At 39.6% G+C, this 17,340-nt stretch carries 17 protein-coding genes; 13 read left to right on the top strand and 4 right to left on the bottom strand.

Going from position 1 to position 17,340, the window contains the following annotated elements; genetic code table 11:
- The first annotated feature begins 27 nt into the window (after positions 1-27).
- Complete coding sequence (locus tag Q0E03_RS01770; protein ID WP_297128732.1) at positions 28-396, top strand: SdpI family protein; 369 nt, start codon at positions 28-30, stop codon at positions 394-396.
- A gap of 62 nt (positions 397-458) precedes the next feature.
- Here the strand turns inward: Q0E03_RS01770 and Q0E03_RS01765 are convergent, their stop codons facing one another.
- Positions 459-1,139: a hypothetical protein gene (locus Q0E03_RS01765; protein ID WP_297128729.1), complete on the bottom strand. Its 681-nt coding sequence runs from the start codon at positions 1,137-1,139 to the stop codon at positions 459-461.
- A 44-nt stretch (positions 1,140-1,183) separates the two neighbouring features.
- Positions 1,184-1,612, bottom strand: a complete 429-nt coding sequence (locus Q0E03_RS01760; RefSeq protein ID WP_297128726.1) for a MarR family winged helix-turn-helix transcriptional regulator — start codon at positions 1,610-1,612, stop codon at positions 1,184-1,186.
- Positions 1,613-1,845: 233 nt separating this feature from the next.
- Between Q0E03_RS01760 and Q0E03_RS01755 the strand changes: the two genes are divergently transcribed.
- The 12 genes from Q0E03_RS01755 to Q0E03_RS01700 all read left to right on the top strand — a co-directional run bounded on the left by Q0E03_RS01755 (position 1,846) and on the right by Q0E03_RS01700 (position 16,503).
- Positions 1,846-2,400 carry a TetR/AcrR family transcriptional regulator gene (locus tag Q0E03_RS01755; RefSeq protein ID WP_294835093.1) on the top strand — a complete coding sequence of 185 codons (555 nt, stop codon included), beginning with the start codon at positions 1,846-1,848 and terminating at the stop codon, positions 2,398-2,400.
- A 180-nt stretch (positions 2,401-2,580) separates the two neighbouring features.
- The gene (locus Q0E03_RS01750; RefSeq protein WP_297128722.1) at positions 2,581-3,555 is read left to right on the top strand and encodes an alpha/beta fold hydrolase; all 975 of its coding nucleotides are present in this window, start codon (positions 2,581-2,583) and stop codon (positions 3,553-3,555) included.
- Between the two features lie 129 nt (positions 3,556-3,684).
- Positions 3,685-5,268 carry a response regulator gene (locus Q0E03_RS01745; protein WP_297128719.1) on the top strand — a complete coding sequence of 528 codons (1,584 nt, stop codon included), beginning with the start codon at positions 3,685-3,687 and terminating at the stop codon, positions 5,266-5,268.
- Positions 5,261-6,988: a sensor histidine kinase gene (locus Q0E03_RS01740; protein ID WP_297128716.1), complete on the top strand. Its 1,728-nt coding sequence runs from the start codon at positions 5,261-5,263 to the stop codon at positions 6,986-6,988. Before Q0E03_RS01745 ends, Q0E03_RS01740 begins: the two co-directional genes overlap by 8 nt.
- Complete coding sequence (locus Q0E03_RS01735) at positions 6,978-7,949, top strand: substrate-binding domain-containing protein (RefSeq protein ID WP_297128713.1); 972 nt, start codon at positions 6,978-6,980, stop codon at positions 7,947-7,949. The genes Q0E03_RS01740 and Q0E03_RS01735 overlap by 11 nt, the downstream gene beginning before the upstream one ends.
- A gap of 215 nt (positions 7,950-8,164) precedes the next feature.
- Positions 8,165-9,271 (top strand): galactose ABC transporter substrate-binding protein, encoded by a 1,107-nt coding sequence (locus Q0E03_RS01730; RefSeq protein WP_297128710.1) that lies wholly within the window; start codon positions 8,165-8,167, stop codon positions 9,269-9,271.
- An 84-nt stretch (positions 9,272-9,355) separates the two neighbouring features.
- Positions 9,356-10,888 carry a sugar ABC transporter ATP-binding protein gene (locus Q0E03_RS01725; protein ID WP_297128707.1) on the top strand — a complete coding sequence of 511 codons (1,533 nt, stop codon included), beginning with the start codon at positions 9,356-9,358 and terminating at the stop codon, positions 10,886-10,888.
- 13 nt (positions 10,889-10,901) lie between these two features.
- Positions 10,902-11,996: a galactose/methyl galactoside ABC transporter permease MglC gene (locus Q0E03_RS01720; RefSeq protein ID WP_367269867.1), complete on the top strand. Its 1,095-nt coding sequence runs from the start codon at positions 10,902-10,904 to the stop codon at positions 11,994-11,996.
- A gap of 49 nt (positions 11,997-12,045) precedes the next feature.
- Positions 12,046-12,414, top strand: a complete 369-nt coding sequence (locus Q0E03_RS01715; RefSeq protein WP_297128704.1) for an InlB B-repeat-containing protein — start codon at positions 12,046-12,048, stop codon at positions 12,412-12,414.
- A 178-nt stretch (positions 12,415-12,592) separates the two neighbouring features.
- Positions 12,593-14,140: a leucine-rich repeat protein gene (locus Q0E03_RS01710; RefSeq protein ID WP_297128701.1), complete on the top strand. Its 1,548-nt coding sequence runs from the start codon at positions 12,593-12,595 to the stop codon at positions 14,138-14,140.
- Between the two features lie 36 nt (positions 14,141-14,176).
- The gene (locus tag Q0E03_RS01705; RefSeq protein WP_297128698.1) at positions 14,177-15,097 is read left to right on the top strand and encodes a zinc dependent phospholipase C family protein; all 921 of its coding nucleotides are present in this window, start codon (positions 14,177-14,179) and stop codon (positions 15,095-15,097) included.
- Positions 15,097-16,503 (top strand): cellulase family glycosylhydrolase, encoded by a 1,407-nt coding sequence (locus Q0E03_RS01700; RefSeq protein WP_297128695.1) that lies wholly within the window; start codon positions 15,097-15,099, stop codon positions 16,501-16,503. The genes Q0E03_RS01705 and Q0E03_RS01700 overlap by 1 nt, the downstream gene beginning before the upstream one ends.
- Before the next feature lie 43 nt (positions 16,504-16,546).
- Here the strand turns inward: Q0E03_RS01700 and Q0E03_RS01695 are convergent, their stop codons facing one another.
- Together Q0E03_RS01695 and Q0E03_RS01690 are read right to left on the bottom strand one after the other, a co-directional pair.
- A complete protein-coding gene (locus Q0E03_RS01695) occupies positions 16,547-17,098 on the bottom strand; it encodes a hypothetical protein (RefSeq protein WP_297128692.1) in 552 nt (183 codons plus the stop codon).
- Between the two features lies 1 nt (position 17,099).
- On the bottom strand, positions 17,100-17,300 hold the full coding sequence (locus Q0E03_RS01690) for a DUF1858 domain-containing protein (RefSeq protein WP_297128687.1): 201 nt from the start codon (positions 17,298-17,300) through the stop codon (positions 17,100-17,102).
- Between the last annotated feature and the right edge of the window lie 40 nt (positions 17,301-17,340).

The following is a 17,340-nucleotide window of genomic DNA, read 5'->3' as shown; positions in this document are numbered from 1 at the left end:
TTTTGATTAAGTTATGAAGGTGTTAATATGTGGTTGTGGCTGATTTTTGTTTTTGTAACTCCTGCGATTATGATTTTTGCCGGTTGGATGATGTGGAAACATTGTCCGAAAGACATCAATGGTCTTGTTGGATATAGAACAACCCGTTCAATGAAAAATATGGACACTTGGCAGTTTGCACACGATTTTTGCGGGCGACTTTGGTGGAAAATCGGCTTTGTTATGCTTGCCGGATCTGCATTGGTTTTCGCTTTTGTTTGCCGTTCTGACGAAAAAACTATTGGTATTGCAGTATCTGTTCTTCTTTTGGTTCAGTGTGCGGTGCTGATTGCTTCAATTGTTCCTACCGAAAAGGCATTGAAAACTACATTCAATGATGATGGCACTCGTAAATGAAAAATAAGACTCAAGGACAAAATTCTTGAGTCTTTTGCTGTCTATATATTGTTTTAAATTATTTAAAATAAGAGCTGAAGTCCCATTGCGATGATCCACATATATGCACAGGTTTTCGGAATCATAAGCAAGCCAACCTTTGGTTTTGTTTTGCTGAACAATGTTACAGGGAGGTAGCAACCGAATGAAATGATGATTGCGGCAACCATTCTTGTCATATGAAGGTTGTTAGTATTGCCTGAAATTGCGTAAAGGATGATTACGCCGATGCCTGTTACTGCAAAAACTGCGTTTCTGATAACGGAAAGCTTCATATTGCCTTCGTCTGAACACCAGTTGTTTTGCGGAAAAACGCAGATTACTATTCTGATGATTGCAGAAATCCAAATCATTGCTTCAACTGCAACAGGTGCTGTCAATTCGGGGAATGTAAGCTTCCAGATATACAGCAAAACAATGTAGAACGCTGTCATTGTGATTGATGAAACCTGCAAGCCGAGTCCGAGTTGTCTTTTGATTTTGTCGTTGCTACCGTGAACTGCTCTGATAATTCTCGGAACAAGGTGGAATGCGTCACCGCCGCAAAGCGTCAATGTCAACACTCCGTACAAGATGAACAAAGGATTGCCATTTGAAAATGCGAAGAATAAAATACCTGCGATTAAGTCGAAAATCAAGTATCCTGCGTCAAAAATTGCTTCCATAATATCGGGAATTTGCGGTTTGTATTTTTCGTTTGCCATAATTAAAACTCCTTTTTACTCTAAATATATTAACATTTCGGATTTTATTTATTCTTTAAACAATCTTCTGCATTATTGCAGATTTTTTCAAAAATATTTTTGAATGTTGCGATTTCCTCATCCGAAAATCCTTTGAGCACATCGTGGGCAAAACGCTTTTGCGTGTCGATACCCTCGTAAATTATGCTTTTTGCACTTTCGGTAACAAAAATCTCTATGTGTTTTTTGTTGTTTTCGCTTTGCTTTTTTTCAATCAAGCCTTTGTTTTCAAGCGATTTGAGCGAGGTTGAAACATGAGATTTTGTTGATTTGCGAATTCTGACAATGTCTGCCGCCGTGTTGAATTCGGGGTTGCCGTGCAAAAACATCAGTATATCATATTCCATTTGGGTCAAATCGTACTTGTCGCAAATCGAACTTGTGAGCGATTCATAATAGCCGGTAATTGTTTTGTGCCTGTCCCAAAAATGCATATTGGCACTCCTTGTTAATCGTTCTATTTAGAACTATTATAGCGTGCGATATGTGGTTTGTCAATACAAAAGTTTTGCCGATTTGTAAATTCTGCTTTTGGTGATTATTGTCACTTGATAAAAAACGGATAGTCAAAAGTGCTTGATTTATGAACATTATTAATGTTATAATTAATAGATAAAGGATTTATCAATGTGACTGTAATTGTATTGTTTTTGAGGAATTTGGTCTTATGCAACAGTTTACAAAAAAGGAAATAAAATTGTCTATGCTTAGGCTTCTTCAATCAAAGCCGCTGGACAGCATAAAGGTAAAAAATATCATAGATGATTGCTCCATCAGCAGAAACACATTCTATTATCACTATGATGATATTTTTGATGTGCTCAAAGAGATTTTTAACGAAGCGCTCGAAAAGGTGATTGAAACTGATGCAAGCGAATTCACTTGGGAGGACGCTTTCAAAAAAATGGCAGGAAGCGTTTTGATTAACAAAAATATTATTTACAATATTTTCTCGTCAAAATATTTTGCAGAAATAGAGGCATATATCGTCAATGCAATGGGTATACTCATTGCAAGCAAAATCCGAGAGCAGTGCGTTGCGGAAAATCGTATTATCAGTGATGAGAACATAACTATTATTTCAATATTCTATAAGCACGCCGTTACGGGCACATTTATAGAGTGGATACAAAAGGGAATGAAAACCGACCCTGAGGAATTTATCAAAAAAATCGGCAAGATATTCCCGCAGAATATACTCAATTCAATAGATTTGTTGTAGTACAAAATCGAGAAAGTGTGCGAAAATTGCATACTTTCTTTTTTTTGACCCTTTCTTGTTTGTTCATTATTTGGTTATAATGAACTTATACTGAAATAATTATTTACTGAAAACCCTCCGACAAGAAAGATTAAAAAAGGCGTAAGCACAAATTTGAACAAAACTAATTGAGGTGAATATATGAAAAAATACAATGTAACCGTTCCGTCAAGCGACTCAAAAAATTTGCTCAACACAGTTGTTTGGGAACCTGATGAGGGGGCAAAAGCTGTTTTGCAGCTTGTTCACGGTATGGCGGAGCATATAGAAAGATACAGCGATTTTGCGGAGTATCTCACAAATTACGGTTATATAGTTATCGGTCACGACCATTTGGGGCACGGCAAAACCGCCAAGTCTGAAAATGATTTGGGTTATTTTGCAGATGCAAACGGTGACGAAATCGTTATTGACGATGTCTACAGAGTGACTCAATATGTCCGTGAAAAATGGACGGAACTTCCAAACTATATTCTCGGTCACAGTATGGGTTCGTTCTTTGTTCGTCAGTATTTGACACAGTACAGTTCCGATGTTCACGGCGCAATCATTGTCGGCACAGGTTGGTTTCCTAAAATTTTGGCAGATATGGGTGTGCTTTTGGCAAAGAGAGAAATAAAAAAACACTCTCCGCATTATGTCAGTAAAATGCTTGTTAATATGTCAATCGGTCAGTACAACAAGGCGTTTGAGCCTGCAAGAACACCTTGCGATTGGCTTTCAAGAGATATGGACAATGTTGATGCGTATATGGATGACCCACTTTGCGGATTTGATTTCACAGCAGGCGCATACAAGGATTTGTTCACCGTTATTCAAAAAATTGCCTCAAACAGTAACCTTGACGGTATAAGAAAGCGTTTGCCGATTTTGATTACTTCAGGTGAGGAAGACCCTGTCGGCGGAACAAAGGCTTGCAATAAGTTGATAAATCAGTATTATATGGCAGGCTTGCAGAATTCAAATTTGAAGTTGTTTGCCTATGACCGCCATGAAATTTTGAACGAAATCGACAAGAGCATGGTTTATCTTTACATAAAGAATTGGCTTGATAATCGTGTGGGCGAAGCAGAGGTTTATAAGAATTTAAGCAAAATTTCCGAATACGGAGAATAATTTTAAAGGGCATAGTTTGACTATGCCTTTTTTATTTGTAAATATTTCTTGATAAATTCCTGAGTGTTTTATATAATATAAATTAGGTTAATAGGCGAAAAATAACTGATTTTGATGAGAGGGTAAATTATGTACAGTGTTCTTGTTGTTGATGATGAAGCTCGCCAGAGAGAGGCGGTTATAAAAAGTGTTGATTGGCAGGGTGCAGGTTTTAACGTTGTAGGCGATGCCGAAAACGGAATCGAAGCTCTCGAACAGCTCGAAAAACTTGAGCCTGATTTGATTTTGACGGATATAAAAATGCCGCTTATGACAGGACTTGAGCTTGCACGCAAGGCTCGAGAAGTTCGTCCTGCCACAAAACTTGTTATTTTGAGTGGCTATGATGATTTTGAATACGCACAGGAAGCGTTTAAATATAATGTTATCCGCTATCTTTTAAAGCCTATTTCTGCACAAGAACTTAGTGATGAACTTGTAAAAATCAGAGAAGAAATGGATTTTGAATTTGAACAACTCAAAAGTGGAACTTCTGATGAAAACACTTCAATCAGGCTTGAAAAGGCAGAATATTTACTTCCGCTTCTTCTCGGAACGGGTGATGATAATTATCCCGATGAGGTACTTGTGCAAACTGCAAAGAGGCTTGGAATTGTCAAAAGCGACGGCGATTGCTTCAGTGTTGTTGTGTCAAAATTCAAAAATGTTCAAGGCAAAAATGTAACAGAAAATCACCATATAGATTTTGTAAACACTATTGTCGGCAAGTATGCGGATTGCGAAAGTTTCCTTGTTAACGGCAGAATTGTAACTCTTGTTACAAGCACTCCCGAAGATATGTCAACAAAACTCCGTATCCCTGTTATTGAAATGGTGCAAAGTGCAAAGAAACTTCTCTCTCAAAAATGCACAATCGGTATCAGTCAAACCGTTGACCGTCCGTCGTTGCTTGCGTTTGCTTGCACACAGGCGATTACCGCAAGAAGATACACTTCCGACGGCACAGGCGATATTCGATATATCAACGACCAAGAGCCGAAAAGTTCTTTTGAATACGAGGCTGTGGACAAATCGGTTGACAGGCTTGAACAACTGCTTAAAGTCGGCACAAAGCAGGAAATCAACGATTATCTTGAAGAAATGCTTGCAGGCAAAAGCAGAGGCGGTATTGATTATCTCATCATTCAAATCCTTGCAACCGCCCACAGATGCGTCAGCGTTTTGTCAGATGCAAATGCTTTGTCGGAACTTTTTTCTTCAAATAATTTCATCACTTCCCGTCTTTCGTTTGATTATAATGAGAGATACAAAAAGGAACTTATTTCGCTGTGTCTTAATGCAAGAGATATGATTTCTCGCTCACAAAGACACGAGAGCGAGTCCATTTGTGATAAGGCTCTCCAAATCATCAATGATGAATATATGAATGAGGACTTGTCTTTGACCGACGCAAGCGAAAAACTCGGAGTAAGTCCAAACTATTTGAGTGCACTCATCAAAAAAACAAAATCGCAAAACTTCGTTTCTCTTGTTACGGAACGCAGGATGAAGGCGGCAAGCGACCTGCTTTTGTGCACTTCTATGAAGATTTTTGAAATATCGCAAAAATGCGGATACAGCGACCAGCACTATTTTAGCTACTGCTTCAAGCGATATTACGGTATGTCGCCTAATAAGTACAGAGAGGAACACTTGGGTTCAGGCAATGTTTAAGTTGAAAAAAACAAGACTGTCGGGTCTTATTATTGCAGTTGTTGTTTGCGGAATTCTGTTTTCTGTTTTTGCTTCAACTGTATTCTTTGGTATGTTCCACCAAAGGTTGATGATTAATTCGGCTGCCGTTTCGTCAAAACAGACCGTGTCGCAAGCTGATGTCGCGGTGTCGGGTTATATGTCGTCCATAAAGAAAAAACTCAACAATCTTTGTGAGGAAACAAACAGCTGTAAAAGTGAAAAAGAACTTCAAAGCGTTTTATCAACTTCGGCAAGACTTGAGGATGATATTTACAGTGTTATGATTTATGACGATGACGGTCGACTCCTTTTGTACGGCAACGAAAACAACGACAAGGCAAAGGACAGCGCAACCGATATGCTTCTTGACAAGGCGGATTTCTTTGCGGCGTCAAGCGGTTTTGCGGTCACCGACCCACATGTCAATGCGATGTATAAGGACAAGTATCCGTGGGTGGTCACTATTGCAAGGCAGGAGTATTCAAGTCTTTACAAACAGCAGGTTTATGTTGCTGTTGACTATAAGTTTTCGCAGATTGCAACTTATGTTGACAATATCAGTATCGGTCAGCGAGGCTATTGCTACATCATCAATTCAAAGGGCGATGTGGTGTATCATCCTCAACAGCAGATGTTGTTTTCGGGTATAAAAACCGAGAGTACGGACAAAATTTCAAAAATGACGGACGGCACTCATATTGAAAAGGATAATATTTATTGCCTTATGTCGATGAGCGGTTGCAATTGGCGAATTGTCGGAGTCAGCTATAATGATGAGGTTACAAAATCGGTGAGAGAACAGTTGCTTCTCGGATTTTTGTTTGCGCTTCTTTTCAGTTTGCTTATTTCTCTTGTGATTTATTTGATTTTGTCACGAACTGTTACCCGACCTGTAAGACGGCTTGTTTCATCTATGCAGGAATTTGAAAAGCAGGCGGAAACTTTCAAGTACAATGCCGATATGAGTAATGTTGTTGAATTCCAAACGCTTTCAACGTCGTTTGAGCATATGGTTGGTATGATTCAGTCGCTTATGGAAAAGGTGCACAATGAGGAAATCATCTTGCGCAAGACGGAACTTAAAGCCTTGCAGGCGCAGATTAATCCTCACTTTTTGTACAACACTCTTGATTCTATCCAGTGGATGTGCGAGCAGGACAACAGCAAGGATGCTGTCAAGATGGTTGGCGCACTTGCAAAACTTTTTAGGATCAGTATCAGCCACGGAAATGAATTTATCACCATCGGTGATGAACTCAAGCACGCAGAAAGTTATTTGATTATTCAAAGCTACAGATATAAAAATCAGTTTACTTATTCGTTTGATGTCGACGAGGATTTGCTCAACTGTATGTGCAACAAAATCACCGTTCAGCCGTTTATTGAAAATGCAATTTATCACGGACTTGACCGAATGGTTGATGAGGGTGAAATCAAAATCACCGTTAAGCGTGACGGCGAGGATATTTTGATTATTATTGCCGACAACGGACTCGGTATGACCGAGGAGCAATGCAGAAAAATTCTTGAAAAGGGCAGAAGTGATTCGAGAGGTATCGGTGTAAAGAATGTTGACGACCGCTTGAAAATCTATTTTGGCGAACATTACGGTATTAATATTGAAAGCGAACTTGATGTCGGAACAACCGTTACTGTCAGAATCCCTACGATAGAGAAAGGACACGAAAATGAATATTAAAAAAATATTGGCTTCGCTTTTGGTGTCGGTTCTCGCTATCGTATGCTTGATTGGGTGCACAAGCACCGCAAAACCAACTGTTCACGGCAAGGTCGCCGTCATCACCAAGGGCAGCGATTCATATTTTTGGAACGATTTGAAAAACGGTGCCGTATCTGCCGGAACGGAATATAACATCGATGTTACGGTTGAAGGTCCTGACAACGAATCTGATTGCAAGGCTCAAAACAAATTGATAAAAAATGCTGTTGCACGCAATGTCGATGTCATTGTTTTGTCTGCGATAGATTACGAAAAAACCGCACCTGCCGTGCAAGATGCCGTTGACAGCGGAATAAAGGTTATTATGATAGACAGCGATGTTGATGTGAAAAACACACAGGCGTTTATCGGAACTAATAATATTCAGGCAGGCAAAAAAGCAGGCGAGGCAGTTGAAAATTTGTGCAAGGATGAGAGTAATATATATATAGGTATATTAAGTTCGGGTGAAAACACCGAGAATAATACCGAGCGTCAGCAGGGTTTTGCCGAATATATTGAAACTCTCGGCAATGCAAAAATTGTTGATACCGTTTATATTTCATCCGATGCGGACAATGCAACGGCTCAAACAAAAAAGCTTTTGAAAAAACATCCCGAAATCAATGCCGTTATCGGCTTCAACGAATGGGCGACACTCGGTGCAGGTACGGCTATATCGGAACTTGACCTTGCAGACAGAGTTTGCGTTGTCGGTTTTGACAATAATGTAAAGTGTGTCGGTATGCTTGAAACGGGCGAGATTGACACTCTTATTGTGCAAAATCCTTTTGCAATCGGCTACATTGCGGTTTCAAATGCCGCACAGCTTATGGCAGGAAAGAGTATAGATCCTTTGACCGAAACTTCGGTTTATGTTGTTAATCGCACAAATATGTTCAACAAGGATGTTCAAAAAGTTCTGTTCAGTTTTGAATAAGGTTGGATATAATATCCTGTTTTGTTAATATTGCATAAATAAAACCCCGATTTATTGGTAATAATATATCGGGGGTTAACTTTTTACACATAATTATTTTGCAAAATAATAAAATTTTATACAATTTGAATAAGATTTTACATTCTTTTTTCAATTGACCAACGATATAATGAAGATGCTAAATGACTTAACAATAATTTAAGGAGGTAATCTTTATGAAAAAGATGAAAAAGTTATTTGCACTGCTTTTGGCAGTAGTAATGGTTGTCGGCTTTGCTGCATGCTCATCCAACAAGGGTGACGACTCAAAGACCGAAGCACCGAAGAACAAGGGTGAAATATCTGTATTCTACTACACATTCAGCGATGCTTATATTTCTACCGTTCGTTCTTCAATGGACAAAATCTTAAAGGATTCAGGCTACACCTTCAACGATTATGATGCTAACGGCAATCAGACAACACAGACCGAGCAGGTTCAGACAGCTCTTGCTAAAGGCTCATCAATGCTTATTGTAAATGTTGTTGACACAGGCTCAAACGACGCTGCACAGAACATCATCAATCTTGCAAAGGCAAAGAATGTTCCTGTTGTATTCTTCAACCGTTCGGTTGATCAGTCAGTTATCGAAAGCTATGAAAAGTGCGTATTCGTAGGTACAGATTACGAGCAGGCAGGTCATATGCAGGGTAAGATGATTGGTGAATACCTTGTTGAAAATTATGACAAGTACGACCTTAACGGCGACGGCAAGATCAGCTATGTAATGTTCAAGGGTCAAGAGGGCAACATGGAAGCTATTGCTCGTACACAGTACGGTGTTGAGGACGCAAACACAGTTCTCAAAGAAGCAGGCAAGCCTGAACTTGAATTCTACGACAAGGCAAACAAGAACAAGTATCTTGTTGACCAGGACGGTCTTTGGTCATCAGCTGCTGCAACAAACTATATGAGCACAGCTCTTGCACAGTATACAGAAGCTAACAAGAATATGATTGAACTTGTTATCGCAAACAACGACGAAATGGCTCTTGGTGCAGTTTCTGCTCTTCAGACAGCAGGCTACAACAAAGAGGGCGGCACATACATTCCTGTATTTGGTGTTGACGCAACAGACGCTGCAAAGTCAGCAATTAAGGCAGGCACAATGGTTGGTACAATCAAGCAGGACGCTCAAGGTATGGCAACCGCAATCACAACAATTATGAAGAACTACCTCGACGGAGCAAACGCTCTTGACGGTATCGATACCGAAAATGTAGTAGGCACATGGAGAGTTAACATCCCTTACTCTGCATACACAGCAGATAGCGCCGAATAATTAAATTCTACGGTGTCAATTAAAATTTCTACGGTTGGGGCTTTATGCCTCAACCGTAAATAAATGCAGATAGGAGAGATAGCTATGCAAAAAAATGTAAACATATCCGATGCTGCTGACAAAGATGTATTGTTAAAAATGGTTGATATAGAAAAGTCATTCCCGGGTGTTAAGGCTCTTGACCACGCTCAGCTTACGGTAAAGCGAGGCACGGTTCATGCTCTTATGGGCGAAAACGGAGCCGGCAAATCAACACTTATGAAGTGCCTTTTCGGTGTTTACAGCAAGGACAGCGGTCAAATCTATGTTGACGGCAAGGAGGTTAACTACAAGAACTCCAAGGAAGCCCTTGAAAACGGTGTTGCTATGGTGCATCAGGAACTTAACCAAGCACTCAAGCGCAATGTTATGGATAATATGTGGCTCGGAAGATTTCCGCAGGTGTCAAAATTTGTTCCGTTTACAAGCGAAAAGAAAATGTATGACGAAACAATGAAGGTTTTTAAAGACCTTGATATAAATGTTGACCCAAAAACTGTTATGAGCACAATGTCCGTATCTCAAAGACAGATGGTTGAAATCGCAAAGGCGGTTTCGTACAATTCAAAAATTATTGTTTTTGACGAGCCGACCTCATCACTCACAGAAGAAGAGGTTGAGCACTTGTTCCGCATCATCAATATGCTTCGTGACAGAGGCTGCGGAATTATCTATATTTCTCACAAAATGGAGGAAATCCTCCGTATTTCCGACGAAGTCACCATTATGCGTGACGGTAAGTGGATTGCCACAAGACCTGCAAGTGAGCTTACAATGAACGAAATTATCAAGCTTATGGTAGGTCGTGAGCTTACAAACCGCTATCCTGAAAAGGATAACGAAATCGGCGACGTTCTTTTGAAGGTTGAAAATCTCAGCGCAGAATACACAAATCTCACTGATGTATCCTTTGAAGCAAACAGGGGAGAAATTCTCGGTGTCGCAGGACTTGACGGCTCAGGCAGAACCGAGCTTTTGGAACAAATATTCGGTATCACAACAAGACGCTCGGGCAAGATTTTCCTTGACGGTAAAGAGGTTAAAAACAAGCACCCTAAGGATGCAATCAAAAACGGCTTTGCTCTTTTGACAGAGGAGAGGCGTGCAAACGGTATTTTCGGAATACTTAACATCAGGGAAAACACCACTATTTCAAGCTTGAAAAAATATCAGACAGGTCCGTTCCTCAACAAGAAAAAGATGAAGGACGCTACTGAAGAATATATCAAGTCATTAAGGGTTAAGACCCCTAATCAGGAAACAAAAATCAGTTCTTTGTCGGGTGGTAATCAGCAAAAGGTTATCCTTGCAAGATGGTTGCTTACCGACCCTACCGTGCTTCTTTTGGACGAACCTACAAGAGGTATCGATGTAGGTGCAAAGTATGAGATTTATCAGCTTATTCTCGATCTTGCCAAAAAGGGCAAAACCATAATTATGGTATCTTCCGAAATGCCTGAGCTTCTCGGCGTGTGCGACAAAATTCTTGTTATGTCGGGCGGCAGACTTTCGGGCGAAGTGGATGCAAAGACAACCACTCAGGAAGAAATTATGACCCTTGCGGCAAAATATGTATAAGGAGGATTTCACTATGGCTGAGCAAAATGTTAAAAAAATGAAAAAGCCGTCAAGAGTTTCCCTTTGGATTCAGAATTTCAAAGAGGCAAGCCCTGACGATAAAAAAAGACTTATCACCGATTTGTTGTTCAACAACGCAATGTACATCATTATCGCAATTGCAGTTATATTTATTGCGGTTAAAGTTCCGGCGTTCTTGAGCGTATCATCAATCGTAAATATTATTTCGCTTACAGCGGCTAAGTTGCCAATTGCACTTGGTATCGCAGGATGTATCGTACTTACAGGTACAGATATTTCTGCCGGTCGATGCGTTGGTCTTACTGCCTGCGTTGCGGCATCTCTTTTGCAGATGACGGATTATGCAAACAAAATGTTCCCTAACCTCAAGACAATGCCTCTCATCGTTGTGTTCCTTGCAGTAATTGCAATCGGTGCAGTTGTCGGTGTTGTAAACGGTTTCTTTGTTGCAAAGTTCAAGCTTCATCCGTTCATCGTAACTCTTTCTACCCAGCTTATCGTATTCGGTACAGTTCTTATGTATCTTATGATTGGCGGCAACAACGGTCAAACTCTTTCAGGTCTTGATCCATCATACACAAATTTCATCACAGGCACATTGTTCACAATCGGCGGTGTTGCCATTCCAAAATATGTTCTTTATTCCATCATCCTCACAGCAATTATGTGGGTTATCTGGAACAAGACAAAGTTCGGTAAGAATATGTTTGCAGTCGGCTCAAACGAAGAGGCTGCAAGAGTTTCGGGTGTAAATGTGTTTATGACAATACTTATGGTATTTGTTCTTGCAGGTGTTATGTACGGTATCACAGGTTTCATCGAGGGTGCTCGTATTGCTTCTTGCTCTGCAAATACAGGTCTTAACTACGAATGTGACGCTATCGCAGCTTGCGTAATCGGCGGTGTATCTTTCGTAGGCGGTACAGGTAAAATCAGCGGTATTGTAATCGGCGTTCTTCTTTTGCAGATTATTTTCGCAGGTCTTAACTTCCTTTCTGTATCGGCAAATATGCTTTACATCATCAAGGGTGTAATCATCCTTGTTGCGTGTGCAATCGATATGCGTAAGTATCTTGCACGCAGATAATAACTATTCATTTCATCCCCCATTATCTCTTTGAAAGGCAGTGAAAACAATGGAAGATAATAACACAATGAGTCTAAATACTGAAAGAAAACCTGGCGGACTTTACAGAAATGTGAAGATGTCGGTTAAAACGGCGGACAGGTTGATTTTGATTGGTATTATCGTTCTGATTGCCTGTATGATTTTTGCGGTAAGTCACGCAGGCTTCACTGTCACTTTCAACACCGACGGCGGTTCGCAGATAGAAAACCAAAAGGTTATGTATGGTCAGCTCGTTGAGGTTGAAGAAAACCCGGTTAAAGAGGGGTACACATTCACCGGCTGGTATACAGACAAAGATTGCAAAAATCAGTTTGATGTTGAAAAAGACACTGTCAGCGACAGTATGACCCTGTATTCCGGTTGGGAAAAGAAATAGCTTTAAAAAAATGATTTATATTAACGAAAAGCAACTTGGACTTTAAGTTCAGGTTGCTTTTTGTATGTGTACGTTGTACAAATTGTTTTATGCTTTTCGGAATTGTGTTGTTTATTTTGCTGTAAAATGTTATAATCAAAATATAATTGATTTAATTTTGGCTTTAGGAGGCAGCATAATGAAAAGATTAGTTGCTTTGTTATTATCACTTTTGATGATTTTTGGCACTTTTTTTGTAAGCTCGGTAGTGTTTGCTTATCCTCAACAACCTGATACAGATATTTCATGGGATCTTGTCAGCGGTAAATGCGGAAATAATGTGGAGTATGAGCTTAACAAGGAAACGGGAGAGTTGACAATTACCGGAACTGGCGATATGTATAATGACTATAATCTTGATACAAAAAAATCGCCGTTTTTCAAAAGTGAATATGTAAAAAGTATTGTTGTTTCCGACGGCATAACTTCTGTTGCTCCGTTTTTATTTTATTCTTGCAATAATATTTATGATATTTCAATACCAAACAGCGTAACATCTGTTGGCGACAATGCGTTTTACGCTTGCAATTCGTTGGTGTCTATTTATTATTATTCAACACAGGAAAATTGGGATAAAATGGAAATAGGCATAGGCAACGAATGTCTTGACGAAGCAAATCTCTTTTTTGGCCCTGATACAGAAGTCTTAGATTATTTGATTTCAATTATAGATGAATATTTGCCTGAGGATTTTTCAGAAAGCACTTATAACGAGCTTATGGATAGGATTAATTCTGTTCCGGATGATTTGTCAAATCTGTCGCAAAAGCAGGTCGACGCTTTAGTGGAAAAAATATTGGACGGAATGAACGGTCTTGACCCTTATCTTGATTTTGCGGTTACTGCACCAAACGGAAGTTATGACATTCGGTATGATGACGATGCAAATGTCAAGGGTGAAAACGCTGTGTTGTACGGAACTTCAGTAACTTTGACAGCCACCCCGAATGACGGTTACAAATTTGTCGGTTGGTACGACACGGTGAATAACCTCTATTTCAGCAAAAAAGCGGAATACACATTTGTGATAATTGCCAATACAAGTTTGAAGGCTGTGTTTGTTAAGAATAATTCCGCAACGCTGACATTCAACACCTATACAAATTGGGTGAAATCAACTGTAACAAAAACTATTGATGAGTGGCAGAACGTGACTTCCATTGCCGAATTTGTACCTGAAGTTCCATATAGATATGGCTACACCAACGGAAGATGGGTATATAGCGAGGCTGATGTTCTTGCAAAATTGCAGGCAGGCGAGGATTTTTCCGTTGTTGCTGAATATGATAAAAAGAATATAGAACTTCCTGTTCCTCCGACTTCTGAAAATGATAAACCTGCCGTTGAATTGCATTACGATTTTGACGAAGAAACAAGCACGGGTTCTTTCTTGATGGCAGTCGGTTTGCCTGAAGATTGCAGAGTTGAATCGATGGGAATATTGTTTTATTACAAAGAAGCAAAAACTTTTGACCCAACTAATTTTACTTTGTTTTTAACAAACAAATTGATGGCTTCAAGATTTAATGTTGACGGATTGAGCGGTATTTGCATTTCAAACATTCGCAATATGTCGTCGGATTATAATTGGGTTGCAAGGGGATATATTTCTTATTACGAGGATGCTGGCAGTCTTGTGACGCTGTATTCAAACCAAATTGAAGTTGTTGACAGGCATCAGATTTAACTTAAAAACATAGATTATTAAACAAAGGGTGATATTATGCCGGCATATTCAACGCATTATTTGTTTGCTTATGAGTTGATGGACGAGGTCAGGAAAAATGTTGATTTTTCTGTTGATGAGCAGGCTGTTTATATCGGCACGCAAGGTCCTGATGTGTTTTATGACCACAGAATTTTGCCGTGGATGAGTGGCAAAAGTATGCGCAAGGTCGGCTCGATTTTGCACCGTGCAAAGCCGAGTTCTATCCTTGGTGCAATGCGTAGTTATATAACTCAAAATCCAAATGATGATGTTGCAAAATCCTATGCGGTCGGCTTTGTTTTGCACTATGCACTTGACAGGGTGTGCCATCCGTACATCTATTTTATGCAGTACCGTTTTGAGGAACTGTACAAGGGCATGCATCATTTCACAGCACATAATATGGCAGAATTCGGACTTGATTCTTATTTGTTGTATAAACGCTTGGGTGTGCAAAATCCTGCTTCGTTTGACACCGAAAAAACGCTTAATTATACCGATTTAACTCGCACACATTGTGCAAAAATCATAAGCAGTTTTGTTTCAAACGCTACTGAAAAATTTGTCGGCACGGCAGATGCGGAACAGGCGATTGATGATTTGCGATACATTCAGGCGGTGACCTTTGACCCGAAGAATAAACTTCGCAGAGTGATGAAACCTCTTGAAACTGTGATTTCTCCGCTTGCAAAAGGTTTCAAGCCGTCATCAATGTTCAGGGTTGATAATATGCAGTATGCCGTGAAATTTGCAAATGTCAATCACGGGGCGTGGTCGTCACCGTTTAATAAGGTGAAAAGAAACGACAGCTTCGAGGATTTGTTTGAGCAGTCAAAGGCAGATGCAATCAGGCTCATTAAAGGCTTTTTTGATAATACCGATTTGGCCGAGTTGACAGATAATTTGTCATTCTTGACAGGCGAAAGGGTGGAGTAATGTTCTGTAAAGACGGTCTTGCAATTCGTGATGAACACGGCAGACAGCGTATATTTAAGGGTGTAAATATTTGTATAAAAAAAGATAAATTTAATTTTTTTGTTTATGAACGTGAAAAGCGGTTTGATAAAACCTTTGCCGAGTATGTCGAAAACGGAATAAACATCATTCGCCTTGGTTTCAATTGGTCGGCGCTTGAACCTGAAAAGAATTGCTTTGACGAGCGTGCTTTCAGATTTTTGAAAAAGTTTGTCAGCACCGCACAGGAAAACAATATTTATGTTCTTTTGGATGTGCATCAGGATTTGTATTGCAGAAAGTTCCGTTTTGGCGACGGTGCTCCGAGTTGGGTGACAAAGGATTATCCACGCAAAAGACCTGTCGCAATTTGGGCAGAGGGATATTTTTATTTCAAGGATGTTCAAAGAGCGTTCAACGATTTTTGGCGTAACAAAAACAATGTTCAAACGGATTTTTCGGAGTTTTGGGATAAGCTTGTGCTTGAATTCAAAGACTATGATAATGTTATCGGCTACGACTTCCTCAATGAGCCGATGATTACCGATTATTCCAACAAAATCTTTTGCCGACTTGTCGGTAACGGACTTAAAGAGGGCACAAATGAGGAATTTTGTGCCGATGATTATTTCAAGAACGGCAGAGAAAGACGAGGATTTATCCGTATGTTTTTTGCCTTTATGCACAGGGTGAACAAGCACGGCGGACTAAAGAAATTCTTGAACAAACTTGACAGCTTCGAGGCTTTCGGAAATGCGGTCAAAGGGCTTGAAAAATACACCGAGGGCTTCAACAGTGAATACTATCAGCCGTTCGTTGATTCTATGGCAGACAAAATCGATGACGACAAGCTTGCGTTTTTTGAACATAATTATTATTCAAACCTGGGCATTCCGTTTGAAATTCAAACAAAGGATAACTATATATATTCGCCCCACGCATACGATTTGTTCATTGATTCACCGCTGTACAACAATTATTCAAGCGACGCAAGAATAAAGTACATCATTGATTCAATCCGCAAAAATCAGCTGAAAATGAATGTTCCCGTTGTTATGGGCGAATGGGGCGGAAGTGCCAAAAACGGTCATAAATGGGTTGAGCATATTGATTACATTTATTCGCAGTTCGAAAAATATCAGTGGTCGAGTATTTATTGGAATTATCGAATTAAAGATAAAAAGTTTACTTCGGTTATAAATCGACCGTATCCATGTGCTGTGTGCGGAGATATTGTTGAATATTCAACCGACAGCAACAGCAGAAGTTTCAGACTTGAGTATGATTGCAAGGAAAACACGGCACCGACGGTTATATTTGTTCCAAACAGAGGCTATGTTGAATTTGAAAATAAAGTCGGAAATAATGTTATAAAACTAAATTATTAAAAGAAAAACGGTAGGGATTGATTTCCTTACCGTTTTGTTGGTTTTATTCAAAATGAGTCAGCGCATTGTCAAGGCTCAAATCTTTCATTGCTTCAAGTTCAGCCTTGCCATAGACAACTTTGCCCTTTTTTACCTTAAAATCGAATGATGAATCAGGAAATTGGTCGGGCATATCTTTGATTGAAATTTTGCCGTCAGAATACGAATATACGCAGTATCCCTTTGTGTATTCGGCATCAAGACCGCCGATTGTTTCTTCGCCAAAATATGCAAGATTGACCTGATTGGTTTTTTCAAATTGAAAAACATACGCTGTTTTCTTTTCGTCGTCAAAAAGATACCAATACTTGCCTTGCACAGACTTTGGAACTTCTGTTGATTGCGCCTGTATTTTGTCCTCGTTGGCAGTAACAACGCTTTCGATTTTTTCGGTTGGTGCAGTTGCCGGAACAGTTGTGCTTTTTGTTACGGATTGTGATGCTTCAATTTCCGGATTTTCATCGGTTTTTGATGATTGGGTTGAATATATCACAATGCCGATAGCAACTGCAAAAATTACAGCAAATATAATTGCAAAAACTTTTTTGTTTTTCATTTTATTTATTTGTCAAATATTCCTGAATGTTTTTTAATACCTCGTCAGAATCAAGGCCGTGCACTTGGCAAGCCTCCTCAAGTGATTCGCCGATTGATGCCGGGCAACCTACACAGTGCATACCTGCCTCCATAAGAACAACAGCAATGCCTCTGTCGTATTCAATCATATCGCCCATTGTTGTTTGCTTTGTGATTTCCATATTCAAAACTTCCTTTCATTTATATATTATTTGTCCTTAG

The organism is uncultured Eubacterium sp. (assembly GCF_934525195.1).
In the GTDB taxonomy this organism is placed as follows: Bacteria; Bacillota; Clostridia; order Oscillospirales; family Acutalibacteraceae; genus Eubacterium_R.
Note: the sequence above shows the minus strand (reverse complement) of the source record. Positions and strands in the feature narration are given on the sequence as shown.